The organism is Sphingomonas sanguinis, from assembly GCF_001476905.1.
Lineage (GTDB): Bacteria > Pseudomonadota > Alphaproteobacteria > Sphingomonadales > Sphingomonadaceae > Sphingomonas > Sphingomonas sanguinis_B.
The window spans coordinates 51872-78612 of record NZ_LDTE01000086.1 but is presented as its reverse complement, the minus strand read 5'-3'; the positions used below and the strand labels follow the sequence as shown (position 1 = coordinate 78612).

Below are 26741 nucleotides of genomic sequence, written 5' to 3'. Positions count from 1 at the left end.
CTTACCGCCTGGCGTGGGTGATGCAACCGCCATGGCAGCCAGCCAAAGGGAGATCAGGGGAGTTGCCACGCCTGTATGCGCCGATCGATGCCTTTCGCGATGCGCAGCAGTCGGCGACGATCGGCAGTCCGCTGGTGTTGGACGTGGTGCTTGCGGAGCGACTCTAGGCCACTGTGCGGAGCCTCGGCACGCCGCCGAGGCTCCGTCAGAGGGTTAGGCGAGGGCGGCGTCCGCGCCCATCAGGGCGGGGAAGAAGCCCTCATGGGCGCGGCGCAGATCGTCGAGCGACACGACGAAATCGCCGTCCTCGCGCTCGAAGATCAGGCGCGTGCCCGCCGTGCGGCCGATCCGTTCGACCTCGACGCCCGCCTGATGCGCGTTCGCCAGGAAGTCCATCAGCGCGGTATCCTCGACCGTGGCGATGTACAGGCCTTGGTCCTCGGCGAAGAGCTGGCGGCAGGCCTCGCCCTGTTCCGGGAACTGGATCAGCGCGCCGATATTGCCTGCAAGCGCCATCTCGGCAACCGTCACCGCGATGCCGCCGTCCGAGACGTCGTGCACGGCGGTCAGGTGACCGGCGGTGATCGCCTCGCGGACCAGATCGCCGGTACGACGTTCCGCATCCAGGTCGATCGACGGGGGCGGCCCCGCCTCGCGGCCTTCGATCCCGTGCACTTCGCGCAGCCACAGCGACTGGCCGATTTCGCCCTTGGGCGTGCCGATCAGGACGATGACGTCGCCGGTGCCCTTGAAGGCGACCGTCGCCGATTTGGACCAGTCGGCCATCAGGCCGACGCCGCCGATCGCCGGGGTCGGCAGGATCGCCGATCCGCCGCCGGTCGCCTTCGACTCGTTGTAGAGCGAGACGTTGCCCGACACGATCGGATAGTCGAGTGCGCGGCACGCCTGGCTCATGCCCTCCAGGCAACCGACGATCTGGCCCATGATCTCTGGGCGCTGTGGATTCGCGAAGTTGAGGCAGTTGGTGATGGCGAGCGGCTTGGCGCCGACCGCCGTGATGTTGCGCCACGTCTCGACCACCGCCTGCATGCCGCCGGTTACCGGATCGGCATAGCAATAGCGCGGCGTGCAGTCGGTGCTCATCGCGAGCCCCTTTTGCGTGCCATGGACGCGGACCACGGCGGCGTCGCCACCGGGGCGCTGCACCGTATCGCCGCCGACCATATGGTCATACTGTTCCCAGATCCACCGGCGCGAGGCGATGTCGGGCGAGCCCATCAGCTTCAGCAGGTCCGCAGCCGGGTCCTGGCAACCGGGCGAGGTGATCGCGGCCGGAACCTCGGTCGGCACATGCGGACGGTCGTAAAGCGGCGCATCGTCGGCCAGCGGTGCCAGCGGAATATCGCACACCACTTCGCCCTTGTGGCGAAGGACCATGCGGCCGGTCTCGGTAACATGGCCGATGACGGCGAAGTCCAGCTCCCACTTGCGGAATATGGCTTCGGCGAAATCCTCGCGGCCGGGCTTCAGCACCATGAGCATCCGCTCCTGGCTTTCCGACAGCATCATTTCATAGGCGGTCATGCCCTCTTCGCGCTGGGGCACGTCGTCCATGATCAGCTCGATGCCGACGCCGCCCTTGGACGCCATCTCCACGCTAGAGGAGGTGAGGCCCGCCGCGCCCATGTCCTGGATCGCGACGATCGCGTCCGACGCCATGAGTTCCAGGCATGCCTCGATCAGCAGCTTTTCGGTGAAGGGATCGCCGACCTGCACGGTCGGCCGCTTCGCCTCCGCATCCTCGCCGAAATCGGCCGAGGCCATGGTCGCGCCGTGAATACCGTCGCGGCCGGTCTTCGAGCCGACATAGACGATCGGATTGCCGACGCCGCTGGCGGCCGAATAGAAGATCTTGTCCTGATCCGCGACGCCGACGGTCATCGCGTTGACCAGGATGTTGCCGTCATAGGCCGGGTGGAAGTTCACCTCGCCGCCCACGGTCGGCACGCCGACGCAGTTGCCATAGCCGCCGATGCCATGAACCACGCCCGAGATCAGATGGCGCATCTTGGGGTGATCGGGCCGACCGAAGCGCAGCGCGTTCAGGTTTGCGACCGGCCGCGCGCCCATGGTGAAGACGTCGCGCAGGATGCCGCCGACGCCCGTCGCCGCCCCCTGATAGGGTTCGATATAGGAGGGATGGTTGTGGCTCTCCATCTTGAAGATGGCGGCCTGGCCGTCGCCGATATCGATGACGCCCGCATTCTCGCCGGGACCGCAAATGACCTGAGGCCCTTCGGTCGGCAGCTTCTTCAGGTGGATGCGGCTCGACTTGTAGCTGCAATGCTCGGACCACATGACCGAGAAGATGCCGAGCTCCACAAGGTTCGGCTCGCGGCCCAGCGCGGTCAGGACGCGCTGATATTCTTCTTCGGACAGGCCGTGGTCGGCGACGATCTGGGGCGTGATCTCGGTCATGGCCCGCGCCTTTAACGTGGTGTCGCGGGTTCGTCACTATCGCTGTTGGGGAAGATGCGCCATGATCGCCACGGGACGGCTGACGAGGGGCACGCGATGATCCTGACATGGATGATAGCATGGGCGCTCGGCGGGAGCGATCTGCCGCCGGTATCCGAGCGTGCCATGCTGGCGGATGTGCAGCATATCTATCGAGGTGCCGGACATCGCCTTTGGCCGGGTTTTGATCGCGTGCCGCTCGACCTCGTTTTGATCGGATCGGAACGCGAGACTCTCTTCTGCCATGCCGCGGTTAAGGGATTTGTCGCGGTCGGGCGTGATCCGCTGACGAAATGTCCCATGCAAACTCGCGCTCGCCAATTGCCCGTCGATCTCGCAGCCGCCTCTGCCTTCTTTCCCGGCGGGGAGACGATCGCCATCGGCGATCCAAAGACCTTGGAGATGAGCCCAGCCTATTGGAAGGCCACGGTTCTTCATGAAGCCTTCCATCTCTATCAATCGCGGATACCGGGTTATCCGCAAGCCGTAGCGGCATTGGGCCTGGCCAGTAACTCGACCGATGGTAGCTGGATGCTGAATTATCCTTTCCCCTATGCCGATGCCCAGGTGGGAGCGGCCTTTTTGAAGATGGGGGACGCCGGACTGGCCTTTCTGAAGGCGAAGTCGGGGCAAGAACGCCGTGCGGCGACCAAGGCTTATGTCGCGGCGCGAGAGGCGGCGTTGTCGCAGGTGAGCGCCAAAGATCGGCGCTATTACGAGTTTCAAGTCGGGCAGGAGGGCGTGGCACGCTGGACCGAACTTACCTTGGCGCAGCAGGGCGATGCTGCGATGCGTGATGACGCCCTGGACCGCTGGACGGGATTGGCGACCAGCCTTCGGGCCATTCGCGAGCAGGGCTTTGGTCTATGGAAACGTGGTGCGCTGTATGTTTATGGCGCGGTCGAGGCGGAAATGCTGGAGCGGGCTGGGCCGCATTGGCGGGTAGAGTATCGCCGTCACCCTTTTGGCCTCGGTGACCAACTTAAGCGGCTGAACTAACCGAGCCGCATCGCCACGCCGATGGCTAGTCCCATGATGACCAGAGCGCCCGCGATCCAGCCCGCGCCGGTGCGGATCGCCGCCTCGACCCCTGTCGTCGAGACGGCGGAATTTTCACTTTCCAGCTTGCGGGTGGTTGCGCGGATCAGGCGGGGCAGGTCGTCGCCCAGCCGGTCCAGTTCCAGCGCCAGCGCGGCCGCGCGCCGGGTCCAGCGTTCGGGCGACAGTCGCGCCTCGACGATCCGCGCGCTGGCCCGGCGCAGCGCGGCGGACAGGTCGAAGTCGGGTTGGATGCCGCTCAACACGCCGTCGATGGTGATGAGCGCCTTGAACAGCAGCAGCATGTCGGGCTGCAGGACGATGCGTTCCTGGCGCAATATGGGGAAGATATCACCGAGCATCGCCGCCATCCGGATCGGCCCGCCGCCATGCCGCGCGACCAGCCGGTCGGCCACCGCCTGAAAGCGTTCGGGTACGATATCATCGGTTTGCGACCAGTTCTTCAGCGTTTCCGCAAGGAGGCTCGGGTCGCTGTTCGCGATCGACTGGGTGAAGGCGATCACCTCCTCGCGCCGACGTGGGGACACATGGCCGATCAGGCCCAGGTCGAGCATGGCGATCCGGTTGCCGGGCAGGCAGAGCAGGTTGCCCGGATGCGGATCGCCATGAAAACGCCCGTTGATCAGCGTCATGTCGAGCACGATGTCCGCCCCGGCCGAGGCGATGGCGGCGGGATCGATGCCCGCATCGCGCAGCGTGGCCGCGTCGCGCGGCGGCACCCCTGCGACGAAATCCATGACCAGCAAGGTTTCGGAACTATAGGCCCAGTGGATCACCGGGACGACGACACGCGGGTCACCGGAGAAATCCTCCCGCAGCCGGTCGGCGTTGCGGCCTTCGTTGGTGAAGTCGAGTTCTTCGAGGATATCGCGGCCCAACTCGCGGATCATGCGGACCGCGCCATAGCGACGTGCTTCGGCGTTGGTCGCCTCGACCATCGAGGCCAGTTGGGTGAGCAGGCGCAGATCCGCTTCCATGACCGCCCGGATGCCGGGACGGCGGATCTTCAACACCACGTCTGTCCCGTCGGCCAGCGTGGCGCGGTGGACCTGCGCCATCGAGGCGGCGGCCAGCGGCTCGGCGTCGAAGCGGGCGAACGCGGTTTCGGGCGATTCGCCCAGCGCCGCCTCGACCTGTTCGCGAAGCTGGTCGAAGGGCAGGCGCGGCGCCGCGCTGTGCAGCCGTTCCAAGTCGGCAATCCATTCGGGCGGCAGCAGGTCGGCGCGCGTCGCCAGGATTTGGCCCAGCTTCACCCAGACCGGGCCGAGCGCCTCCATCGCCAGCCGAGTCCGGGCAGGCAGGTCGAAGGGGAGCGCATCGGGATCGCGCCGCGCGGCATCGAGCCCGAGCCGCGCGAGCAGGACATCCAGGCCGAAGCGCGAGGTGGTCGCAATCACCTCGGCCAGCCGGGCGCGGTCCCGCGCCGCCACCCGGATCGCGCCCAGCATCATGGCCTCAGGCGTAGGGCGGCTGGGTGAAGCCCGCCGGGCTGAGCGTGAAGATTTCGCAGCCCTCTTCGGTGATACCGATCGAATGCTCGAACTGCGCCGACAGCGACCGGTCGCGCGTCACCGCCGTCCAGCCATCGTCGAGCAGCTTCACATCGGGGCGGCCGATATTGATCATCGGTTCGATGGTGAAGATCATGCCGGGCTTCAGCTCGGGACCGGTGCCGGGGCGACCGGCATGGACGACTTCGGGGGCGTCATGGAACAACAGGCCCAGGCCATGGCCGCAGAAGTCGCGGACCACGCCGTAGCGGTGCTTTTCGGCATGCTGCTGAATGGCGTGGGCGACATCACCCATATGGTTGCCGGGCTTGGCCTGCTCGATACCCAGCATCAGGCATTCATAGGTCACCTCGACCAGCTTTCGCGCCTTTAGCGGCACGTCGCCGATCAGGTACATGCGGCTGGTATCGCCGTGCCAGCCATCGACGATCGGGGTCACGTCGACATTGACGATATCGCCCGCCTTCAGCGTCTTTTCCGACGGAATACCGTGGCACACGACATGGTTGATCGAAATGCAGGTCGAATGCGCATAGCCGCGATAGCCCAGCGTCGCGGGAACCCCGCCGCGCTCGACAATGAACTGGTGGATCAGCCGGTTGATCTCGGCCGTGGACACGCCCGGCACCATGTGCGGCACCAGCATGTCCAGTGTTTCGGCGGCCAGACGGCCCGCCTTGTGCATGCCGTCGAACGCCTCGCGGCCCCAGAGCTTGATCGCGCCGGTCCGCCCCTGGGGCGCGTCGGCGGAAACGGTCACATAATCGGTCATGCGCGCGATATAGCGTGGCGTCGCCGGTTTTGCGAGGCTATGTCCGGGCCATGACATCCGCTTCCGCCCCCGAGCGTATCTGGACCGCCGCACTGGTCGTCATCGGCGATGAAATCCTGTCGGGCCGTACCCAGGACAAGAATGTCGCCCAGGTCGCCGCATGGCTGAACGTACAGGGTATCCGGCTGGCGGAGGTGCGCGTCGTCGCCGACCGGACCGAGGCGATCGTGGAGGCGGTGAACACGCTGCGTGTGCGCAACGACTATCTGTTCACCACGGGCGGCATCGGGCCGACGCATGACGACATCACGGTCGATGCCATTGCCGAGGCGCTGGGGGTGCCCGTCATCGAACATGCCGAGGCGCGGGCGATCCTAGACCGCTATTATGTCGATCGTGGCGGCGTCACGCCCGCCCGCGCGCGGATGGCGCGGACGCCCGAGGGGGCCTCGTTGATCGCCAATCGCGTGTCGGGCGCGCCGGGTATCCGGGTCGGCAATATCTTTATCATGGCGGGGGTGCCGCACATCACCGCCGGGATGCTCGATGCGCTGACCGGCACGCTGGAGGGCGGGCGGCCCGTGGTGTCGGGCACCATCGGCTGCTGGGTCGGCGAAAGCGAGGTCGCGGACCTGCTGCGCACGGCGGAAAAGGCGCATGATGGCGTGGCGATCGGCAGTTATCCCTTTTTCCGCGAGGGGCGGACGGGTGCCAATTTCGTCGTGCGCAGCCCTGATCCCGATCAGGTGGAGACCTGCCTGAACGACCTGACCGCTGCGCTGGAGGCGCAGGGGCATGACGTCGTGTCGGGGGGAATCTGACGCCGATGGCGGCACCGGTTCTGGTCACGGGCGTGGCTGGCTTTATCGGCCACGCCACGGCCCATCGGCTGCTCGCGCGCGGCGAAACGGTCGTCGGCGTCGACATCCTCAACGATTATTACGACCCGGCCCTGAAACAGGCGCGATTGGCGAGTCTGGATGGCAAGGCGGGCTTTGCATTCCACCGGATGGACGTGGCCGATGCCGGAGCCATCGCGGCGTTGATGCGCGATTACGGTATCACGCGCGTGGTCCATCTGGCCGCGCAGGCGGGCGTGCGACACAGCATCGACCATCCGTTCGATTATGAGCGGTCGAACCTGGCCGGGCATCTCGCCATCCTGGAGGCCTGTCGCCACCAGCCCGGATTTGCCCACCTCGTCTACGCCTCATCCAGCTCGGTCTACGGCGACAAGTCGATGGGCGGCGCAGGCTTCAGCGAGGATGAGCCGTCGGTGTCGCCTGTCTCGCTCTACGCCGCGACCAAGCGCGCGTGCGAGTTGATGAGCCAGTCCTATGCGACACTCTACGGCTTTCCGCAGACGGGGCTGCGCTTCTTCACCGTCTATGGACCCTGGGGTCGGCCGGACATGGCCTATTTCTCGTTCACCCGAAAGATAGTCGCGGGCGAGCCGATCGAGGTATTCGGCGAGGGCCGGATGGCGCGGGACTTTACCTATATCGACGACATCGTCGACGGGATCGTCGGTGCGCTGGACCACCCGCCAAAGGGCGGCGATCATCGCCTGATGAATATCGGGAACAGCACGCCCGTCGGGCTGATGACGATGATCGAGACGCTGGAGCGGACGATCGGGCGCGCGGCGGTGAAGATCATGAAACCGATGCAGCCCGGGGACGTGACCGCGACCTATGCCGACGTGTCGAAGCTGAACGCGCTGACCGGCTATGACCCCCAGACCGATCTGGCCGAGGGTCTGGCGCACTTCGTCCGCTGGTACAGGGACTATTACGGCGTGTGACGGCGCGCCGTGGTCACGCGGCCTGGGCGCGGGCGGGCGCGTACCACAGCATCGGGTCGTTCATCGACTGAACGCTGATCCAGCTATACGGGACCTTCGACCAGTTGGTCACATAGGGCGAACGGCCGTCCAGCACGACATCCTCAACCTCGGTCCGCGCGACCAGCACCGTGTGCAGGCCCGCATCGCGCGAATAGACGACGGCAAAGGCCAGTCGATCCGGCGGAAAGCCCGCAGCGATCAACTCGGCCCGTTTTTCGATGGCCAGATCCTCGCAATCGCCGACCGCGTTCCTGCCGTCGCCACTCCGCCGCCAGAGTTCGCCAACGCCATAGATTTCGGCATCGGTGCGCTGGCGAACCCGGCTGTTCACATGGTGGTTCACCTGTTTGAGCATGGCCCTCAGCTCCGCCTCCGGCAGGGCCGTGGACGAGGGGGGTGCCATGGGCGTGTCCGGCACCGAAGGGGGCGGTGCGGGCGTTTCGGGCAGGGTAAACGAACAGAGCTGCGTCGAGACCGCCGACAGCATGCTGGCAATCGCACCGGGCGCGCAAGGGGCGGGCCGAACCCACAGGCTCGCGTTCAACGGTCGTTCGGTGGAGCGTTCCGGGAACAAGGCAAGGTCTTCGACGCGTCGCTCTGGCCGCGCAACCGCGTGCAAGAGATCGGGCGGGGTGAAGCTCTGCCACGCGGTGGCGGCGCTCGGCATAGAAGGGGCGGCCGCCGGACAGTCGTGCGCCATCGAATCTGCACTATCGTGAAAGACAGTCAGTCGCGTGTTCAGCCTTGGGCCTAGACCCAATCGCGGGTCAATCGGCGGAGGCGGACACGGCGCGGGCGTCAGTGAAGCAGGTCCTAAGATCGGCAGCTCCGACGTCATATCGGACGAGGGGGCAGGGTAACGTAGGGCGCTACCGCCTGCCCGCTCGCTCAAGCCTGCCGTCACCAGGGCGGCGCTGGCCACCACTGATCGGGTGGGCGAGCAAAAGCCGGGTTCGGTTCCGCTTTCGCACATCTCGACAAAGCCACGCGGCGCCGCGGTCGCCTGGCCCGGCTGAATGAAGCCACCGGGCAGATCCTTGGCCTGCGCCTCGCTCGCGCACAGCGTCGCCACCGCCAGGGTCAGCAGGGCGGATTGCGTCGTCGTTCGGGCAGATAATGAAACCATGCCGATCTCCTCGAAATCGAGAGAGACCGTGGCGGATCAGCCATTGCGTGCAGGTTCAGGGGAAAGGTTTAACCGTCATTCACCATTTTCGCAGGTCGCGCCGCGAGCTGTCGACACAGCGGATGCGGATCGGACAGCGCGACCCAGGGTTTATCCGAGCAGGTCGACGAGGATCGCGGCGATGGGCGTCCAGCACAGGATGGCGAGGCCAAGAATGGTCGCGACCTTCGCGGGGCTGATCTGGCGGATGCCATCGAGCAGGTCGATGTCGCTGAGCCGGCGATCAATCCTGTCGACGCTCATGGACCGGGATGGCCCGGAAAAGACCGGCCGCGTCGCAGAAACAGTCGCCGCGCGGTGCTGAACGTCGGGCATTGCGATAACCTTGTGCGTGGGGCCGTCGCTTATAGAACGGACACGCTTTCCGGCCTTTTAAGATATCATGACAAAATCTGCATGTCGCTCCGCCTGCGGCCGAGCGAAGCGCCGTCCCGCCTCAATAGGTATTGTGGTGAACGACGACGCCAAAGGTCATGAACAGAATGCGTATGTCGCGCCACAGCGACCAGTTGGACGCATATTCCAGATCGGACTGGAGCCGCTTCGTCAGGTCCTCGCGCAGCACGGTCGAGCCGCGCAGGCCTCGCACCTGCGCCAGGCCCGTGATGCCGGGTTTCAGGACGTGGCGATGCCAGTAGCTCTCATCGACGTCCCAGAACAGCCGGTCCCCCGCCAGCGAGCCCAGGGCATGAGGGCGCGGACCGACCAGACTCATCGAGCCGCCCAGGACGTTAAAGAGCTGCGGCAACTCGTCGATGCTGGTCTTGCGGATCAGGCGGCCGACGCGGGTGACGCGCTTGTCCTGTCGCTGGGTCGAGCGCGCGCCCTGCGAGTCGGCCTGGGCGACATGCATCGAGCGAAACTTGATGATGTCGAAATAGGCGTTGTTGCGCCCGATCCGCCGCTGCCGGAAAAAGACGGGGCCGGGACTGTCGAGCTTGATCGCCACGCTGATCAGAATGAGGATCGGTGCCAGCGCGACGATGATCGGAACGCAGAGCGCCAGGTCGAAAGTGCGCTTCAACAGGCGCTGCTGCACGTCGAGCGGACCGGCGGCCACCTTGACCGTATCGTACTGGCCCAGTTTGCCCAGACCGATCGCACCGAACCGGCCGAGCGTGTCGACCACGATCTCGCCCTGCGCGTGGCCGCCCTTCAGCATCATCGCCCAGTTCTGGTAACGCTCGGCGGTCGAGATCACGACGACCCGGTCGATGCCGTGCAGGAGCGCGGCGAACCGGTTGAACATGGCGGGGTCGCGCAGGTCGGGCACCAGGTTGATCGTGGCGGCGTCGATCATCTGGGCACCGGGGACATCAGTCGCCTCCACGCCGTCGACGATCACCAGTTCCCGCCAGATCTGGGTCGGCCAGATCCGCGCGATGACGGATCGGAAGGTCAGGCGACCGGCGACGATCAGGGCGACGGTCAACGCCATCACGCTGGCCAGGGCCAGTCGCGATATCTGCTGCTCCACCCGGAAGAAATAGGAGATCAGGAACAGGATAGCGAAGGTGAAGATCACCGCGCGCACCGCAGCGGACAGGCTGCCCGCCCGGGCACGCAAGGCATGTCCGCCATAGGCCCTCGTGCCCATCGCCATGCCAATATAGATCGGCATCGCGATCGCCATGACCGAGAACCAGCTGCCGACCAGCGTCTTCAACGGCTCGATGATCGCAAAGGCGAGCATGAAGGCGATCAGGTCGACGCCCATCAGCAGGAAGGTGAGACGCAGTCGAAGGGCGAAGGGCGTCAGACCCCGTCCGCGTTCCGCGTCACGATCCGCCATGCCGCCGCCTGCGACCCGCAAGACAGCGCGCTCCACCACATGTTCAATCCCTTCGGACAACCAAAGGCTCCAATATATCCATGCGATCTAGCGTTGGACGCATTCGAAGTACGGTTCTTCGTCCCCCGCAGGAGCATCCGACGTTGGGGCTATTACAAAAGCCACACCCCGACAACGCACGAAAAAGGAGGGGCCGGGACAGCGGCCGGGTCGCAGCGTCATCTGTGCGCCAGTGCGGCTTCGTTCCTGGGTCAGGACCTTCAGCGTGTCGGGGTGGGGTGAATTAATGGCATTATTGGAGCATCTTAGGCGTCACCGCCAAAATGCTGATAGCGGCATTGATTATTGAGATAGCCAAATTGGCGCGGATTAACGGGCTATTAAGCGGCCGCGTGGCATCATGATTTCGTCCCCATAATGGTTGGATCGTCTCGATATGACACAGCTCGTACATCAGGCCGCGCTTACTCGTCCCGACCGCCGGACTCATGTTCGCACTGATGTCGGGCAGCGGGCCGTGCTGCGGCGGGACGGGCAGGCGCCGTCGCCGGTCACCATCGTCAACGTGGCGCGCGAAGGTTGTGCGTTGAGCGTCGAGGCGGAGCTCGAACCGCGCCAGCTGGTCGAAATCGACATGGCCGGGCTGGGGGCGGTCAGCGGCCGGATCATCTGGCGGTCCGCCAGCGCCTATGGATGTCGTTTCGACGAGGCATTGCCGGCGGGCGCGATCACGCGACTGCTTCTGGCCGAGGATGACGAGGCTGTCGGTTCGAATATCATGCTGGGACCGCTATCGCGGGCAAAGATCAGCCCCGGACTTACGCTGGCTGTTCTGACCGGGATGGTGATTTGCACCTGGGCTGGTCTCGCCGAGGTTGTCCTGCAATTCGCCTGAGCGCGCGTCGTTAATCGTTAGCGCTGGCTGAAATGATAGCGGCTCGCATAGACGACGCTGCGCAGGCATTCCTGCTCGCTTCGGCCCAGCGTCGGGGAGACGTCCATCCGCACTGCATTGTTGAGCTGTGGAACGAGGGCGAACTGCCAGGATTGAACGCGGCAAACCTGCGCCATCCCTGCGGTAAGCGCGGGCAGGGTGCGCGCTTTCGCCGCCGCCGCGATCTCCAGCTTGCGCACATCGGCAGAGCGCGTGTCCCGGGCAGGCTCCGTCATCTCGGCATCGGGCACGGGGAGCGGGCGGCGGTTCGACTGGGCGAAACCCATGGTCGCGGTCGTCACAAACAGCAGTGCCGATATCGGCCGATAGATAGATCGCCAAGTCATGGCGTCCCTTATAGCGGCGGTCCGGGCAGGCCGATTGCGCCGACATGGCGCCGACTGTCCACGAATGGGACGATGCTGCGCCTGCGTTGTTGCTGCTGCCACGGGGCTACAGTATCCCTTGCCGCGTCAGGGGGAATTTTCATGCGGTTTGCCAGGTTCTTCTTGTTGCTCATCGGCTGCACGATGCCTGCCACGGCCCAGACGGCGGCGGGCAGCGGGTCGGCGCCAGCGCGACAGGTCGATGCGGGTCCCGCCGCCGAATCTTCGGGCGACTACAGGCTGGGTACGGCCGATAAGGTGCGGGTGATCGTTTATAACGAACCCACCTTGTCGGGGGAGTTCACGGTCAGCGACAATGGCACGCTGTCGCTGCCGCTGATCGGCGATGTGCCCGCCAATGGCCGTTCGCCGCGTGAGGTGGCTTCGGACATTCAGGCCAAGCTTGCCGACGGCTATCTGCGCGAACCGCGGGTCAGCCTGGATGTGCTGACCTATCGCCCCTTCTACATTCTGGGCGAGGTCACCAAGCCGGGTGAATATGCCTATTCCAACGGTCTGACCGCGTTGAACGCGGTCGCCCGTGCGCAAGGGTTCACGTACCGCGCCAACAAGCGGAAAGTGTATTTGAAGCGCGCCGGGGAGTCCGCCGAGAAGGAAGTCAATATCGATGGCCTGGAAATCAGGCCCGGTGACACGTTGCGTATCGGTGAACGGTATTTCTGACCGGTCGGGGACCGGCAGTTCTAGAAATTACAGGCCTAACGGCAAAACAGGGGGAATTATGACGGCAACGAGGTTGGCCGCCTGGGCGGCGCTTGGGTTCATGGTTGCGGGCGAAGCGCAGGCGCAGCAGACGCCGCCGACCGCGGTCGTGCAGGCCGATCCGGCAGCCGTCACCGCGCTGGCCAATGCGATCCAGCAGGCGCTGGCCGCACTGCCCGCCAACGCGTCGAAGGCGGACATCGAAGCCGCAATCGCCTTTCAGGTATCGCAGTCGGGTCAGCCGAACGCGGTCGTCCTTGCCGCCCTGAACCAGGTCGCCAGCCAGTCGCCCAAGTTCGCCGGTTCCGTGAAGGGCTATGCCCAGAAGGTCGCGCGCGGCGAGGGCGAGGCGGGCACCGGCGCGCTGGCCCAGCGCCAGTCGCTGTCCACCCAGTCGCTGGGTGCCGGTCCTTCGGGCGGCGGCGGCGGCACGTCGGACTATTCGCGTCGGCCGTAAGGCAGACCTCTCCCATCCTATCGGAGGGCTGTCATGCCTTGGACCTCCAAATTTCTTCCCTGCGTCGCCGGTCTGGGCGTCGTAGCGTTTTCGCCCGCCTCTGCTCAGGTGGCGCCGCCGCCGCCGGTCATGATCGGCACGCCCGCTTTCCAGTCGGCGATCCCGTTCGACTATCGTCGCGGGCGGAACGAAAGCGTGCTCGATCGCCAGCGTCCGCTGTTCCAGCCGCTCGGCATCCCCGCCGGGGGCTTTACGCTCTATCCGGCGCTGTCGGTGACGACGGGATACGACAATAACGTCTATCAGGCGCAGACCAACAAGACGGCGGACGGTCTGGTCACGGTCAATCCGTCCGTGAACCTCCTGTCGAACTGGTCGCGGCACAGCCTGGCGATCGATGGTGCGGGCACGATCACGCGCTATCTCAAGCAGTCGCCGCGTGACGAGAATGGCTGGACGACCGGGGCGCAGGGGCGCCTGGACGTCGGCGGTGACGATTCGGTCACGCTGGGCGCGCGCACCAGCAAGATCTACGAATCGCAGTTCTCCGGTTCGGCGATCCAGAATGTGCGCAGTTCTGTGCCGATCCAGATGTCGGTTGCCCGCGCGGTGGCGGATTTCCGCTTCACCCGGCTGCGGACCGTCCTGTCGGGCGATTATACCGACTTCGCCTATCGTACGGTGACCGCCAGCGACGGCACGCCGTTCAGCCAGAGCAGCCGTAATCGCGGCATTGCGCGCGCGATCGGCCATGCCGAATATGGCCTGACCCCGGACACGGGCGTCTTCGGCGAACTGGTCTATACCAACACCAGCTACCGCAATGAGCTCTTCCCGGGCATTCCCAACCGTTCGTCCAACCAGGTTCAGGCGCTGGCGGGTCTGTCGACCGATCTCAGCGAGCTTCTGCGCGGCAGCATCGGCGTCGGTTACATCAACCGCAAATATGAGGCCGCCCGGTATCGCACGGTCGCGGGCCTGTCGTTCAACGGGAAGATCGAGTATTTCCCGTCGCAGCTGACCACCGTCACCTTGTCGGGGCGGCGCGAGGTGGACGATGCCAGCCTGATCGGCACCAGCGGCTTCTTCGCGACCAATGCGGCGTTGCGTATCGATCACGAGCTGCTGCGCAACTTGCTGGTCAATATCGGCGCGGATCTGGAATTCGACGATTACCGCGACTTTTCGGGACGTGCCACGTCGTTCCGTACGTCGGCGGGCGGACAGTATCTGGTCAACCATCAGCTGTCGATCAACGGCCAGCTCTTCTACGGCCGACGCACCACCAACAGCCCCCTGGCGGGGCCGGAACTGTCCCAGGCCAAGGCGCTGATAGGCATCTCCTACCACCCCTGAGCCCCGTAGCATTCGAGGACATTTTATGGACGTAACGGCCCATACCGGCCTGCCTTCCCCGACCGGGGGAGAGCCCGAGACTCTTTCGTCCATGTACCGCCAGGTGCTGGAAATCCTGCGACTGCGCTGGCGCACGCTGGCGGCGACCTTCGTCACCATCGCGGTGCTGGGCACCGCCTATACGATGATGCTGACCCCGCGCTACCAGGCGACGGCGCGGGTGAAGATCGATCCGTCGAAGAGCGCGGCCCTGGGCCAGATCACCGATGCGGCCAGCTCGATCCCCGACCAGTCAGTGGTCGAGACCGAAGTCAGCGTCATGCGCTCGCACGATATCGCCGCCGCCGTGGTGGCGCGCGAGCATCTGCTCAACGATCCCGAATTCACCAAGGGGATGCCGCCGCTCGGGGCCCGGGCGACGCCTGCGCAGATCGCCGACCGTACCGAGGCCGTGGCGCAGGCCGTGCTCGGCCGCATGTCGGCATCGCGGGAAAAGGCGACCTATATCGTCGAGGTCGGCTTCACCTCGACCAACCCGGAAAAGGCCGCGCGGATCGCCAACGCCTTTGCGGAGACCTATATCGACGCCAGCCTGACGCGCCGTAACGGCACCGCCAGCCGCCAGGCCGAGTTCCTCCAGAAGCGGTTGAGCAGCCTGAGCGCCCAGGCGACGGCGGCCGACGAGAGGCTGGCGTCCTATCGCGCGGCCAGCGGTGTGGTACAGACCGGCGGTGGCAGCACGAGCGTCATCGACCAGCAGATCGCCCCGCTCGCCGGGCAGCTCGCCACGGCCCAGTCGGATGCCGCCGCCGCGGCGTCCAAGGTCGCCGCGGCACGGGCGCAGATCCGCACCGGCGGTATCGACGCCGTGTCGGCCGTGCTCGACTCCGAGGTCATCAAGAACCTGCGCAGCCAGCGTGCGCAGCTGCTGTCCGAACAGGGCGAGGTGTCGACACGCTACGGCCCCAAGCACCCCGAGACGCAGCGTATCGCGCAGCAGATCCGCACCATCGACCAGCAGATCCTGGACGAGGCGAACCGCGTGATCGGCGGCCTGGAAAGCGAAGCCCGCGCCGCGTCGGCCCGTGCCGCCAGCCTGCAGGCCAATCTGAACGTCCTTCGCGGCCGTCAGGCCCAGACGACGCGCGCCTCGGCCATGGCCGAGACCTATGAGCGTCAGGCGGATTCGAGCAAGCAAGCCTATGACCGGCTGGCGCAACAGGCGCAGACCAGCGATCAGGCGGCCAGCAGCTCGCTGTCGCAGGCGCAGGTGATCGAGAACGCGACCCCGCCAAGCAGCCCCAGCAAGCCGAACAAGCGCATGCTGTTGGCCGCCACTTTCGTGGGCGCGCTGCTCGCCGGGCTGGGTGTGGTGTGTCTTCAGGAGTTGACGTCGCGCGGGCTGCGCTCGATCGCCGATGTGCGGCGGCTGGGCCTTGACGTGCTGGCGACCGTGCCGCGTCTGGGGCGTGGTCACGCGGCTCCGGCCGACGAGGTGATCGCCAAGCCGATGAGCTCGTTCGCCGAAGCCTATCGCGTTACCCGCCGCTCGTTGGCGTCGGCGTCCAGCGGGCGACCGATGGTGGTCGCCATCACTTCGACCCTGCCCAACGAAGGCAAAACGACCAGCGCACTCTCGCTGGCGCGGATCATGGCGATGGCGGGTGAGAAGACCCTGTTGATCGACACCGACCTTCGTCGCGCGGGCTTGCGCGAGGCGACCGGCATTTCGCCCGAACGCGGGCTGGTCGAGCTGCTGCACGGCGACATCACGCTGGCCGAGGCGGTGGTCGCGGATCAGGTCGAGGGCCTCGACCTCCTGCCGGTCGCGCAGGCCAATTACAGTCCGGAGGACCTGTTCAGCGGCGACGCGATGGCCGATCTGCTGACCCAGGTGCGTGGGGCCTATGACCGGATCGTGCTCGACTGCGCGCCGCTGCTCGGTGTCGCGGATGCCCGCACGGTGGCGATGCTGTCCGACGCCGTGTTGATGGTCATCAAGTGGAATGCCACACCGCGCAATGCTATCGCGACCGGGCTGAACTGGTTGGCCCGCGACAAGGCGCCTGTCACGGGAGCGTTGCTGACCATGGTCGACCGCTCGGTCGAAGCATACGGTGCGCTCTATTATTCCAAGAAATATGCCGAATACTATCGCGCCGAATAACGACCAAAGTCCCGTGTTACGGGCGCACACCGCGTCGGCTGGGCCAGCCGACGCGGTGACGCGTATCCTGTGCCTGTCCGCACTTGCCGCGGCGCTGGCCTGGGCAGTGTCGGTCGGTGTCGCGGAATGGCGTGTGCAGCGCTTGGTCGCCGACCGCGTGGCGCAGGCGAGCGGCCAGACCGTTTTTCCGGCGGCCGATCTGCTCGGGCAGACCAAGCCGCTGCCGCCGCGTGGGGCCTTGTCGCGCGGGCTGATGAAGGCGACGGCGGCGTTCGGTTCGACCGGGGCGCTGCGCCAGTCGCTGATCGTGGCGGCTCGACGGGATATCGAACAGGCGCTTCGGGCACGGCCGATATGGCCCGCCGCGCTCGTCGGCCAAGTCTTTCTCGACTATGTGGATGGGGGTGTGGCCAGCCCAGGCGCCCACCGTTCGCTTGCCGCCAGCTATCGCACCGCGCCGTTTCTGCCCGAAGAGGGGGAATGGCGTGTCCGGTTCGGACTGGCCGCCTGGCCGTGGTTGACCGCCGACGTGCGCCAAGCGATTCTGGACGAAGGCGTGTGGCAGGCCGAGCTGTCACCGACCCGCTTCGAGGCCATGACCCAGGCGTTTCGTGAGACGCCGGCGGCTGCGGCCTTCCGTGCCCGATTGCTCCGCCATGGCGACCACGTGCCGCCGTCCATGTCCTCGACCGCCCTTCGCGGGCTAGGCGGGGCGCCATCAGAGAGATGATCCGGTGAACGCTATGTCGCCCCCTGCGTCGCGCACCGATCGGCCCGGCACTTCGCGGCCGAGGGTGTCGGTCGTGATGGCATGCTATAATGTCGCGCGGCACCTGCCCGTGTCGATCCCCAGCCTGTTCGACCAGACGCTGATGGACTGGGAGTTGCTGGCGGTCGACGACGGCTCGGCCGACGACACGCTGGCGGTGCTTCACCGTTACGCGCAGACCGATCCGCGTATTCGCGTCCTGGCGATGGAACGCAATTCCGGGCCAAGTGCGGCGCGCAACCGCGCCTTGGACGAAGCGCGGGGCGAGTGGGTGACGATCCTCGACGCCGACGATCGCGTCTTGCCGGAGCGGCTCGCCCATATGGTCGCGGCGGCGGAGGCGGGATCGTTCGACATAGTATGTGATGACCTGCTGTTCTACGATGAGGCCGCGGACTGCATCACCGGCCATGCCCTGACGCTGGCGTCGCCGCAGGAACCGCTCGATCTCGAACGTTTCGTCATGAGCGAGCGGCCGCATTCGCCGTTCAACTATGGCTTTCTCAAGCCGCTATTCGCCCGCTCTTTCCTGGAGACGCACGGCATCCGCTATTCGGAGGATATCCGGCTGGCGGAGGACTTCATGCTGGTCGCCGAACTGCTGCTACGTGGCGCGCGGGCGGCGCTGCTGAACGAAGCGATGTATGTCTATACCACCCAGACCGGGGCGAGTAGCGGCCAGCAGTCGAGCGGTACGCGCACGAATTTCCGGCCGGAGATTCGCATCGATCTGGCCGACACGCTGATCGCGCGGTATCGCGACACGGCGGATGCGGCGCAGATGGCGATCCTGCATCGCTATCGCCGATGGCAGGTGATGTATGCCCATGCCCATAGGATGGGGCGATATCGGCACGAACGCGATCATGGGCCGATGCTTCGTCTCGCTTTGAAGCATCCGCGCGCGGCATGGCATTACATGTCGTGCACCCGGTGGGGACGTCTGCTACGGCCGCGCGCATGATCGTCGCGGGCTCGCCCGCGCATCGGGTGGCCCTTGGCCCTGTTTCGAGAGACGTTCCGACCGCGATGAACCGCCATGATTGACGCCCTGGACGATGAACGGTCGATCTTCGACCCGGTGAATACCCAGCTGCGCGCGCGGGTGGCCTCGGGCGTGTCGGTGACCGCCGCGCTGCAGGGCCTTCGCGTCGTGCTCCAGATGGGCTCGGTCGTGGTGCTGTCACGGTTGCTGCTCCCCTCCGATTTCGGTGTCGTCGCGATGACCAGCCCGGTGCTGGGCTTCATGATGATCTTTCAGGACCTGGGGCTCAGCCAGGCGGCAGTCCAGCGCCGCGTGCTGACGCAGCGTCAGGCGAGCACCCTCTACTGGCTGAACGTCGTATTCGCGGCGGTGACCTGTATCGCGGCACTGGCGATCAGCCCGGTCGTCGGCTGGTTCTATGGCGATCCGCGCGTGTTCCATCTGCTCGCGGCCTATGCGCCGCTGTTCTTCCTGTCGGGCTGCTATGCGCAGCACAGCGCGCTTCTGACCCGGCAGATGCGGTTCAGCCAGCTGGCGATTGTCGAGGGCGCGGCGGGGACGATCGGCTTCGTCGCCTCGCTGGTCGCGGCCTGGTTCCTGCGCAGCTACTGGGCGGTGTTCGTGCTGTCGCTGACCACGACGCTCGCGACGGGGGCGGGCATGATGCTCGCGACGCGCTGGTTGCCGTCGCGGCCGCGGCGCGACCCGGACGGGCGTGACATGCTGCATTTCGGTGCCGGGGTGACGGGCGCCAATATCTTCAACTTCCTGTCGCGCAACCTGGACAATATCCTAATCGGCAAGGTCTGGGGCAGCGTCGCGCTGGGCCTGTACGACCGCGCCTATAAGCTGCTGCTGTTTCCGCTCCGCCAGGTCAACAACCCGATCCAGCGGGTGATGGAGCCCGCGCTGGCGGGCCTGGTCGACGAGCCGCGCCGCTATCGCCACGCCTATATGCGCGTAGTGCGGATGATGGCGCTGTTCACCACGCCCGCGATTCTGGGCACGATGGTCTGTGCCGATTGGTTCGTCGATCTGGTGCTGGGATCGCGCTGGGCTGAGGTCGTGCCGATCTTCCGTGCACTGGCCTTGGCCGGGCTTCTGGAGATTTTCGGCAGCACGTTGGGCTGGTTGATGATTACCCAGCGGCGCTCGTCGGACCTGGCGACCTGGGCGTTGGTCAATACGACGGTGTGCATCATCTCTTTCGTGGCGGGGCTACCCTGGGGTCCGCTGGGTGTCGCGATCGCCTATTCGACGAGCGAGGTGCTGATCCGCACGCCTGCGGCGTGCTGGTTTGTCGGGCGGAAAGGGCCGGTGTCGCGATCCGACCTGTTCTGGCTGATCGCGCCCTTTGCCATGGCGCTGGCGGCCGCGGCCGGGATGTTGCTGGTGTTTCGCGGTCTTTGGGCCGGGCCGACCTTGGTCGGGCTCGGGATCGGCTATGGCTTGGCATATGCCACGACCTGGGCGATCCTGGCGTTGTTCGGCGATGTCCGCGCGGCGTTGTTCGAGGTTGTCGGCTTTGCGCGGCAGCTGATCGGGGGCGGCTTGACGCGGTTGCGCAAGCGAACGGCCTGAGCGCCGCCCTTTACATGTAGCGCGAGGTACGGCTGCCAATCAGCCCGGCGACACGCCCCACGGCATGTGCCAGGTCCAGGCTCGCCCGCGCGGTACGCTTGGAGTTCAGCGATACCATGCCGAGCCCCAGCTTTGCGACGCTCGACACCAGCCCGCGCGCGGCACCGGTGACTTCGCGCCGGGTGCCGTCATGCAGGCGGCGCAGCTGCCCCATATAGGTGCCGGTGGTGTAGGCCCGACTGAGCAAGGCCTGGTTGGTCAGCCGGTCGGCGGGCGTCGGTTCCAGCACCAGCGCCTCGTCGCACCAGACCAGCGTGCCGCCTGCCCGCTGGGTCCGGCGAAACAGGTCATAATCCTCGCCGCCCGATCCGTTGAAACGAAAGTCGAACAGCGGAAAGCCGAGCAGTCCCTCGACCCGGCGCGAGATGGCGAGGTTCTGTGTGGTCTGGAGGCGATCGATCGGGCCGGTCGGATGGGTTTCCCGCCCGGCAAAATGGCTGACCCGCGCCAGAACGGGCGCATCATCGGGGACCATGCCGTCCACCGGTCCGCCGACCAGATCGCCCTGGAACCGCTCGCCGCAGTCGATCAGTGCCTTGAGCCAGCCGGGCGTGACCATGCCGTCATCATCGAGCATGACCAACCAATCCCAGTCGGGCACCTGCTCGCCCGCCGCACGGATGATGGCGTTGCGCACATGCGACAGGCCGCGCTCGGGCACCGGCACATAATGGGTCGGCATGTCCTGTCGCCCCAGTACGATCTCGCGCGTCCGGTCCGAGCATTCATTGTCGGCGACCACGATCCGCAGGACGGCCGGTTCCGAGCGGACTTCCTCGATCAGGCTGTCGAGCAGCCGGGTGAGCAACGCCTGACGGTTGAACGTCGGAATCCCGATAACGATCGACTTCATGCCTGGTCTTCTGCCCCCTGAGCACGGACCGACCCGAAGCGGCTCGACGCCCTGTGCTGCCCAGCCGGTAGTGCCGCCATGGTCTTCATCACGCAATGCGCGAGTTACGACGTAAGCCTGCCCGTGACGCCGGGAGTGTATCGCAGCGGGACCGAAACGGCGCAAATGTCGGTGCCGGTTGGCAAGCGTGGCCGGTGAATATGGCCATCCTGTACCGCAATGGGGCGACCGGCTGTGGAGCATGGACTTGGACGACGGACGCTGCAGGATTTTCGACCAAGGGTGTCGTGGCGAACGGTCCGTCAGTATGTTCAATATTTCAAATATTTGATCGGCCATCATTTTCTGGAATGAAATGGGAATGAAGCCAATGTTGAAATTATGAGGCGGCGTTCTTCATTAGGATGACAGTGGTTTCATCAAAACATTAAGTAGTATGCCGTGCACCCGATGATTAGTCGCCCGCTAGAGGTAAGGGGGCGCTATGATCTGGCTTGTTTGCACGACTGACAGTCGTGATGGTCTAAGTGAGCATTATCGGCGACTGGTGTCGTCTTTGCAGGTCGTTGCGGGGCAGGTTGATTTGACCTTATTCACCCTGCTTCAGCAACCCGGTGCGGAGGCGATGTCTGCTATTGCCGCGATGCCCGGTTTTGTTCGGCCGGTGATGAGCGATACCCGCCTTTCGCTGTCCCAGGCGCGAAACCGTATCCTGCGTGCCATCGCGGCGGAGGAGGGTTTCACCGAGGATTCGCTGATCATGTTCCCGGACGATGATTGCTGGTTTACCGATGCCTATCTGCCCATCGTCGGGCAGATGTTCGCACAGGACCCGCAATTGCAATATTGGTTCTGCCGCTACGGATCGTCGCCCGCCGCTGACCCCGCGCTGTTCGGCGCGACGCGGCCAGCGCGGGCGAGTGACGTCGTGCGGCGGAGTTCGTCGATTACGCTGGTCATCCGTGGTTCGCGAATGGCCCGAATCGGTCTGTTCGACGAGGGGCTGGGTGTCGGCAGTGCGCTGAATGGCGGCGAGGATACCGATTTCGCGGTCCGTCTCTATCGCTCGGGGGGCAAGGGGCTGGCCTGCCGTCATGCGCTGATCGGGCATCGGGACTGGAACCCCGCCAACCGGGCACGCTATTTCGCGGGATCGGCGACCGTCCTCGCGCGCAATGCCTGGGCGAACACGGGGCTGGCAGGCGAGTATCTGCGCAAGATGATCTCGGGCCTGTCGCTGGTCGCGAGGGGCAAGCTGTCACTGAGTGACTTCGCACTCGGCCTTCGTGCTCTTCGGTGGCCGGGTGTGCGGCCCGGTCCGCTGTCTCCCTCTCTGTCGCTGAAAGGCTGATCTCGATGCTGGGCGATACCATCATCATCAATTTTCATGGGATCGGCGAGCCGGGGCGACCGGTGCCCGACGACGAAAAACCCTATTGGATCAGCGAGGCTCTTTACGAGTCCATCCTCGACCGCATCGCCGAAGCTCGCGATCGGCGTCGCTACCGGATCACGTTCGACGACGGGAATATGTCGGACGTGGACATCGGCCTGCCCGCGCTGCGCCGGCGCGGGTTGACGGCCACCTTCTTTGTGCTGGCCGGCATGTTGGAGGAGCGCGGGTTCCTAGACGCCGCGTCGGTTCGTACATTGGCGCGCGAGGGGATGGGGGTCGGCACGCACGGTCTGCACCATCCGGCCTGGCCCGATTGCGACGAAGCCCGCCTGAATGCGGAACTGGACGACAGTTGTGCGATCCTGAGCGACCTGATCGCCGCGCCGGTTACCGAGGCCGCCATCCCCTTTGGCCGGTATGACCGGCGGGTAATTCAGGCGCTGCGGCGACGGCCGTTCCGGCATGTCTATACCAGCGATTGCGGCCTGGCCCGCTCCCGCGCCTGGTTGCAGCCGCGCACGTCGATCCGCTGCGACATGGACGAGGCGACGGTCGCCGCCGTCGTCGCGGGACAGCGTTCCCTGCCGAAGCAGTTGCTGGATACCGTGCGCGTGGCGGTCAAACGCCGCCGCTGACCTCTTTGTCGGCCGAGCGGCGCGTCAGTTGCGCCGCCCGTGCCGGATGTCGACCAGCCCCAGGTGCAGCGCGCGCTTCATGACGGACGGCGACGGATAGCGCGTGACCGCCGCGGCGAGATGACGCCACGCCTGGGCATGGCGGCCAGTTACGCGGACATGCTGCTCCGCCCGCTTCAGCTCGTGCATCGCCGCAATCCAGCGGTGCGGCGCGGCGGCGGGCAGGCCCGCGACGATCCGCGCGAACACCATCTCATGCCCGCGCAACAGCTTCTCGGCATCCCGCGACAGCTTGTTGTTCGCATCGAAAGTGTAATGGAGCAGCAATTCCTGCACCACGCGCAGCGGGCCGATCCCGGCGAGTTTCAGCCACAATTCCCAATCCTCGCAATTGGGCAGGTCCTCGGAAAAGCCGCCGACCGCACGGAAGGCGTCGGTGCGGACGAGTCCGGTCGAGGTGGATGCAAGGGTGTTCTCGACCTCCAGCAGGCGGCGTGTCACCACCGGAGGGGGCATCAACCGCCGCTCGGCCCGGCCCGCATAACGGTACAGGATGCCGCAAAAGATGCCGGGGCATTCGGGATGGGCGGCAGCCAGCGCCATCTGCCGTTCGAGCTTGGTCGGCTCCCATTCGTCATCGGAGTCGAGAAAGGCGAGATAGTCGCCCGTCGCCACCGCCGCACCGCTGTTGCGCGCGACCGCCGCGCCGCCACTGATCGGACGGCGGACCAGGACGAGCGCGTCGATCGTCTCGCAGAGTTGCTCGACCACGGCGGCGGTCTCGTCGGTCGAGCCGTCGTCGACGACGACGATCTGCTCGGCCGGACGCGTCTGGGCCAGGCAGGTTTCGATCGCGCGGCGGATCAGCGCGGGCCGGTTGCGAACCGGGATGATGATCGAGACGGTGGGGGAGGTGGCCATATGCCTGTTCGCCTTCTTCGTCAGGCCGCAGGGCCGGATTGCGGCGCCTGTCGCCACGCGGCGGCGGCGTCGCGTAGCGCCCGGCGAAAATCCCGGACCGGCATGGAGCGCATCGCGGTCAGGGCCGCGCCGACCGCCACTTTGCGCAGCGCGGCCTTGCGGCCGCCGGGTACGCTGCGCGCATGGCGGACGATCGTGATCAGGGCACCGCGATAATAGCGCGCGCGCATGGCGGTATTGCGGTCCCGGTGGCCGATCACGGCGGCATCGAGCATTTGGGAAACCTTGGCGGCGCTGAATGCGCGGATCGCGAAGTCGGTGTCCTCGGCCGATCCCAAAGGGGCACCGACGCCTAGCTCGGGGTCGAATCCGCCGATCGCGTTCAGCACCCGGCCGCGCACCACGATGGTGTTGGACGAAGCCTCGCGCAGCACGTCCTGCAGCACGGGCTGGCGCTCCCGTGCGGGGTCGATCGCAACCGGTTCGCTGCCATAGCGGCAGAACCAGAAGTCGAGTGTCGGCTGAGCCTGAAAGCGGTGGACGATATGCTGCAGCGCGCCGTCGGGATACCAGGCATCGTCGTCGGGAAAGGCGATCACCGCATCCGGTTCGACCGTCACCGACTCGATCAGCCGGTTGCGCGCGACCGACAAAGGCAGGTGGCCGGTCACCTCGCTGACCTCGACCCAAGGCGGCAGGTCGATCGAGCCGTCCTCGGCGCATTGACGCAGCAGCAACAGGCGGACGGCCGCGCCGGTCGCGGTGCGAAAGCGCGCGACGGAGGCGACCATGCGCTGGAGCAGCTCGGTCCGGTCTCCCCGCCCGTCGGTGGTGGAGATGAGCAGGATCGGCGGATAGTCCCCCGTGCGCTGATCGGTGGATGGATGGTCGAGCGAAGAGGTCATGTCGGCCCCGTGCTATAGTCGCGCCGATGCGCCAGGATGCAGGCGACCGCGATGATCGTGGTCGCGGCGTAATTGGGGGCGAGGTAGACCGACTCGGTAAAGTTCTCGAGCACGATGTTCAGCACCAGCAGCAGCGCGGCCTCGGCATTACCGTTCGACGGGCGCAGGATCATGCCGGTGAACGAGCGGACCAGAAGGTAGAGCATGACCACGACGACCAGCGTCAGGCCGACGAACCCGGTGCTCAGGAGCACTTCGATAAAGCCGTTATGCGCCTCGGCGATTTCCCACATGCCCAGCCGCGCGAGCAGGCCGTTCTCACCGATATAATCCTGCCAGAAGGACAGATACCCATAGCCGAGCAGCGGGCGCTGGAGCCCGGCATTCCAGGTCAGCTCCCAAATCTCGGTGCGTCCGGTCAGGGTCGCGTCGCGACCGACCGATCCGCTCATCTCGGCCAGCAGGGTGGGGCCGACAAAGGCGACGAAGCCCGCCAGCAACGACGCCATCACGACCAGCAACAGGCGAAGACCGGCATTGGGCGTCTGGGCCAGCACCGTGCGGTTCGCCATAAGCAACATGGTGGGGAGCAGGAACGCGATCATGCTGGTCGCCGACTGGCTGAGCACCAGCATGACGAGTCCGGCGAGAATGCACGCGGTATAGGGTGACCGGACCCAGGAACCGGGGCCGATCCGTACGGTCAGAACCAGGATGACCATGCAGCTGGATAGCGCATTGCCGAAGGGGTTCTTGTCACTCAGAATACCGCGCAACGCGCCCTTGTAGACGTCGCCATAACCGCCCGCGATCGTCGCCAGATGCGGAAACGCCGCCGAGAATAGTGCGCTCAGCACGATGAAACACACCGCCATCGACCGCAGTCGTGCCAGTCCCAGCGCCGTCGGGCTTTCCAGAAAGACGGTCGTGGCGATCAGGCTGGCGAGCAGCAGCTGCGTCGCGCCGCGAATGCTGTCCCAAGGATAGGCCGACCATGCGACCGAGACGAACATCAACGCGACGATCGCATAGGCGGCGGCATTTTCGCGGATCAGGGCACGGAAATCCGCCCCGCGATGGAGCGTGAGGACGATATAACCGCCCAGGGTCATCAGCATGGCATAGCGGGCGAGCGAGAAGTAGCGTGCGCCCGCCGACTGCGCGGCGTCCAGCTGATATTGGCCGCCGGTATAGAGCCAGAGGAATGCACCCAGCTGCAGCAAAAACGCGACGCATAGCAGGCCGCGAAAACGCCGCTCGCTCGGGCTGAGCGACGGGCTGCCTCGCATCGCGGCGAAGGGGGCGGGCGGCGTTGCGGCCGAAGGGATCAGCGCAGGGCTGGTCATGCGCGGCCTACCTTGCGGGGGTCAGGGCGGCGATCAGCCATGTTGCAGCGACGGTTCGGCCACGTCGTCAACAACCGGCTTGGGGGCATCCACCGAGCGAAAGCGGCCATAATGACCGACCTCGATATCCCGACGGACGATCTGTGCCGGATTACCCGCTACGATACAGCGGGGCGGCACGTCCTTGGTCACCACGGCGCCGGCCGCGACGATCGACTCGTCACCGATGCGGATGCCGGGCATGATGATGCTCTTCGCCCCGATGAAGCAATGTCGGCCGATCACAGTGTCGACATACATGCCGCGCGTCATGTCATGGGTCAGGATGGCCGCGCCGAACGCCACATAGGTCCGCTCGCCGATATGCATCCCGCGCGGATAGGTGCGGTCGAACTTGGCGGTCATCGACATGCGCACCGTGGGGTGCAGCGACATGCCCCAGACGCGATTATAGTAATAGATACGGGCGCGGATCAGCGCGCGTTGCAGCCACAGGAACTTGTTCAGACTGGCCATAGACTGTCTAGTCGGCACGCGGGCACGGAATTCTGCCCGAACGATGCCTTCCCCCTTGCTGCACTGCCATAACGATCCGGGGTCCGTGCGAAAAGCAACGATCCCGC

The 26741-nt window shown here is 65.7% G+C and carries 25 protein-coding genes; 13 read left to right on the top strand and 12 right to left on the bottom strand.

Translation table 11 applies throughout. The features are described from left to right. Window positions 1-213 precede the first annotated feature (213 nt). On the bottom strand, window positions 214-2439 hold the full coding sequence (purL, locus tag SB4_RS13630) for a phosphoribosylformylglycinamidine synthase subunit PurL (RefSeq protein ID WP_058752993.1): 2226 nt from the start codon (window positions 2437-2439) through the stop codon (window positions 214-216). 96 nt (window positions 2440-2535) lie between these two features. Here purL and SB4_RS13625 point away from each other — a divergent pair, with 96 nt between their 5' ends. Further along, window positions 2536-3477 (top strand): hypothetical protein, encoded by a 942-nt coding sequence (locus tag SB4_RS13625; RefSeq protein ID WP_058716618.1) that lies wholly within the window; start codon window positions 2536-2538, stop codon window positions 3475-3477. On the opposite strand, the gene SB4_RS13620 is transcribed toward SB4_RS13625, so the two are convergent. Both SB4_RS13620 and map read right to left on the bottom strand, forming a co-directional pair. Further along, on the bottom strand, window positions 3474-4985 hold the full coding sequence (locus SB4_RS13620; protein ID WP_058753004.1) for an ABC1 kinase family protein: 1512 nt from the start codon (window positions 4983-4985) through the stop codon (window positions 3474-3476). The two genes, SB4_RS13625 and SB4_RS13620, sit on opposite strands and share 4 nt — an antisense overlap. 7 nt (window positions 4986-4992) lie before the next feature. Continuing rightward, entirely contained in the window at window positions 4993-5820 is an 828-nt protein-coding gene (gene map, locus SB4_RS13615) for a type I methionyl aminopeptidase (RefSeq protein ID WP_058752992.1), read from the bottom strand. Window positions 5821-5870: 50 nt separating this feature from the next. Here map and SB4_RS13610 point away from each other — a divergent pair, with 50 nt between their 5' ends. Together SB4_RS13610 and SB4_RS13605 are read left to right on the top strand one after the other, a co-directional pair. Further along, window positions 5871-6641 (top strand): competence/damage-inducible protein A, encoded by a 771-nt coding sequence (locus tag SB4_RS13610; protein ID WP_058752991.1) that lies wholly within the window; start codon window positions 5871-5873, stop codon window positions 6639-6641. Between the two features lie 5 nt (window positions 6642-6646). Beyond that, a complete protein-coding gene (locus SB4_RS13605) occupies window positions 6647-7624 on the top strand; it encodes an NAD-dependent epimerase/dehydratase family protein (protein ID WP_058752990.1) in 978 nt (325 codons plus the stop codon). A 13-nt stretch (window positions 7625-7637) separates the two neighbouring features. Here SB4_RS13605 and SB4_RS19645 read toward each other — a convergent pair whose 3' ends face one another. From SB4_RS19645 to SB4_RS13595, 3 genes are all read right to left on the bottom strand, one after another. After that, entirely contained in the window at window positions 7638-8366 is a 729-nt protein-coding gene (locus tag SB4_RS19645; protein ID WP_193753824.1) for a transglutaminase-like cysteine peptidase, read from the bottom strand. 576 nt (window positions 8367-8942) lie between these two features. Continuing rightward, window positions 8943-9167 carry a hypothetical protein gene (locus tag SB4_RS19640; protein ID WP_153006218.1) on the bottom strand — a complete coding sequence of 75 codons (225 nt, stop codon included), beginning with the start codon at window positions 9165-9167 and terminating at the stop codon, window positions 8943-8945. Between the two features lie 121 nt (window positions 9168-9288). Continuing rightward, window positions 9289-10680, bottom strand: coding sequence for an exopolysaccharide biosynthesis polyprenyl glycosylphosphotransferase (locus tag SB4_RS13595; protein ID WP_058752988.1), 1392 nt, complete (start codon window positions 10678-10680; stop codon window positions 9289-9291). 400 nt (window positions 10681-11080) lie between these two features. Here SB4_RS13595 and SB4_RS13590 point away from each other — a divergent pair, with 400 nt between their 5' ends. Beyond that, window positions 11081-11539, top strand: a complete 459-nt coding sequence (locus SB4_RS13590; protein ID WP_153006217.1) for a PilZ domain-containing protein — start codon at window positions 11081-11083, stop codon at window positions 11537-11539. A 17-nt stretch (window positions 11540-11556) separates the two neighbouring features. On the opposite strand, the gene SB4_RS13585 is transcribed toward SB4_RS13590, so the two are convergent. After that, window positions 11557-11925, bottom strand: a complete 369-nt coding sequence (locus SB4_RS13585; RefSeq protein WP_058752986.1) for a hypothetical protein — start codon at window positions 11923-11925, stop codon at window positions 11557-11559. Between the two features lie 141 nt (window positions 11926-12066). Here SB4_RS13585 and SB4_RS13580 point away from each other — a divergent pair, with 141 nt between their 5' ends. From SB4_RS13580 to SB4_RS13550, 7 genes are all read left to right on the top strand, one after another. After that, a complete protein-coding gene (locus tag SB4_RS13580) occupies window positions 12067-12648 on the top strand; it encodes a polysaccharide biosynthesis/export family protein (protein WP_058716609.1) in 582 nt (193 codons plus the stop codon). A 58-nt stretch (window positions 12649-12706) separates the two neighbouring features. After that, window positions 12707-13144: a hypothetical protein gene (locus SB4_RS13575; protein ID WP_082670175.1), complete on the top strand. Its 438-nt coding sequence runs from the start codon at window positions 12707-12709 to the stop codon at window positions 13142-13144. A gap of 33 nt (window positions 13145-13177) precedes the next feature. Then, entirely contained in the window at window positions 13178-14500 is a 1323-nt protein-coding gene (locus tag SB4_RS13570) for an outer membrane beta-barrel protein (RefSeq protein WP_058752984.1), read from the top strand. 25 nt (window positions 14501-14525) lie between these two features. Then, window positions 14526-16667 (top strand): GumC family protein, encoded by a 2142-nt coding sequence (locus SB4_RS13565; RefSeq protein WP_082670174.1) that lies wholly within the window; start codon window positions 14526-14528, stop codon window positions 16665-16667. A 13-nt stretch (window positions 16668-16680) separates the two neighbouring features. Then, complete coding sequence (locus SB4_RS13560; RefSeq protein WP_153006215.1) at window positions 16681-17397, top strand: hypothetical protein; 717 nt, start codon at window positions 16681-16683, stop codon at window positions 17395-17397. A 13-nt stretch (window positions 17398-17410) separates the two neighbouring features. Next, on the top strand, window positions 17411-18400 hold the full coding sequence (locus SB4_RS13555; protein WP_082670173.1) for a glycosyltransferase family 2 protein: 990 nt from the start codon (window positions 17411-17413) through the stop codon (window positions 18398-18400). A 75-nt stretch (window positions 18401-18475) separates the two neighbouring features. Beyond that, window positions 18476-20002 carry a lipopolysaccharide biosynthesis protein gene (locus SB4_RS13550; protein WP_058752980.1) on the top strand — a complete coding sequence of 509 codons (1527 nt, stop codon included), beginning with the start codon at window positions 18476-18478 and terminating at the stop codon, window positions 20000-20002. 10 nt (window positions 20003-20012) lie between these two features. Here the strand turns inward: SB4_RS13550 and SB4_RS13545 are convergent, their stop codons facing one another. Then, window positions 20013-20915, bottom strand: coding sequence for a glycosyltransferase family 2 protein (locus SB4_RS13545; protein WP_058752979.1), 903 nt, complete (start codon window positions 20913-20915; stop codon window positions 20013-20015). 583 nt (window positions 20916-21498) lie between these two features. Here SB4_RS13545 and SB4_RS13540 point away from each other — a divergent pair. Together SB4_RS13540 and SB4_RS13535 are read left to right on the top strand one after the other, a co-directional pair. After that, entirely contained in the window at window positions 21499-22266 is a 768-nt protein-coding gene (locus tag SB4_RS13540) for a glycosyltransferase family 2 protein (protein WP_193753822.1), read from the top strand. Between the two features lie 5 nt (window positions 22267-22271). Further along, window positions 22272-22946 carry a polysaccharide deacetylase family protein gene (locus SB4_RS13535; RefSeq protein WP_058752977.1) on the top strand — a complete coding sequence of 225 codons (675 nt, stop codon included), beginning with the start codon at window positions 22272-22274 and terminating at the stop codon, window positions 22944-22946. 24 nt (window positions 22947-22970) lie between these two features. Here SB4_RS13535 and SB4_RS20045 read toward each other — a convergent pair whose 3' ends face one another. The 4 genes from SB4_RS20045 to SB4_RS13515 are packed head-to-tail and all read right to left on the bottom strand — an operon-like array spanning window position 22971 to window position 26634. After that, window positions 22971-23867 carry a glycosyltransferase family 2 protein gene (locus SB4_RS20045; protein WP_193753821.1) on the bottom strand — a complete coding sequence of 299 codons (897 nt, stop codon included), beginning with the start codon at window positions 23865-23867 and terminating at the stop codon, window positions 22971-22973. Window positions 23868-23887: 20 nt separating this feature from the next. Then, on the bottom strand, window positions 23888-24772 hold the full coding sequence (locus tag SB4_RS20040; protein WP_058752975.1) for a glycosyltransferase family 2 protein: 885 nt from the start codon (window positions 24770-24772) through the stop codon (window positions 23888-23890). Then, on the bottom strand, window positions 24769-26118 hold the full coding sequence (locus SB4_RS13520; protein ID WP_058752974.1) for an O-antigen ligase family protein: 1350 nt from the start codon (window positions 26116-26118) through the stop codon (window positions 24769-24771). Before SB4_RS13520 ends, SB4_RS20040 begins: the two co-directional genes overlap by 4 nt. Window positions 26119-26151: 33 nt before the next feature. Continuing rightward, a complete protein-coding gene (locus SB4_RS13515; RefSeq protein WP_058716596.1) occupies window positions 26152-26634 on the bottom strand; it encodes an acyltransferase in 483 nt (160 codons plus the stop codon). Window positions 26635-26741: the final 107 nt, after the last annotated feature.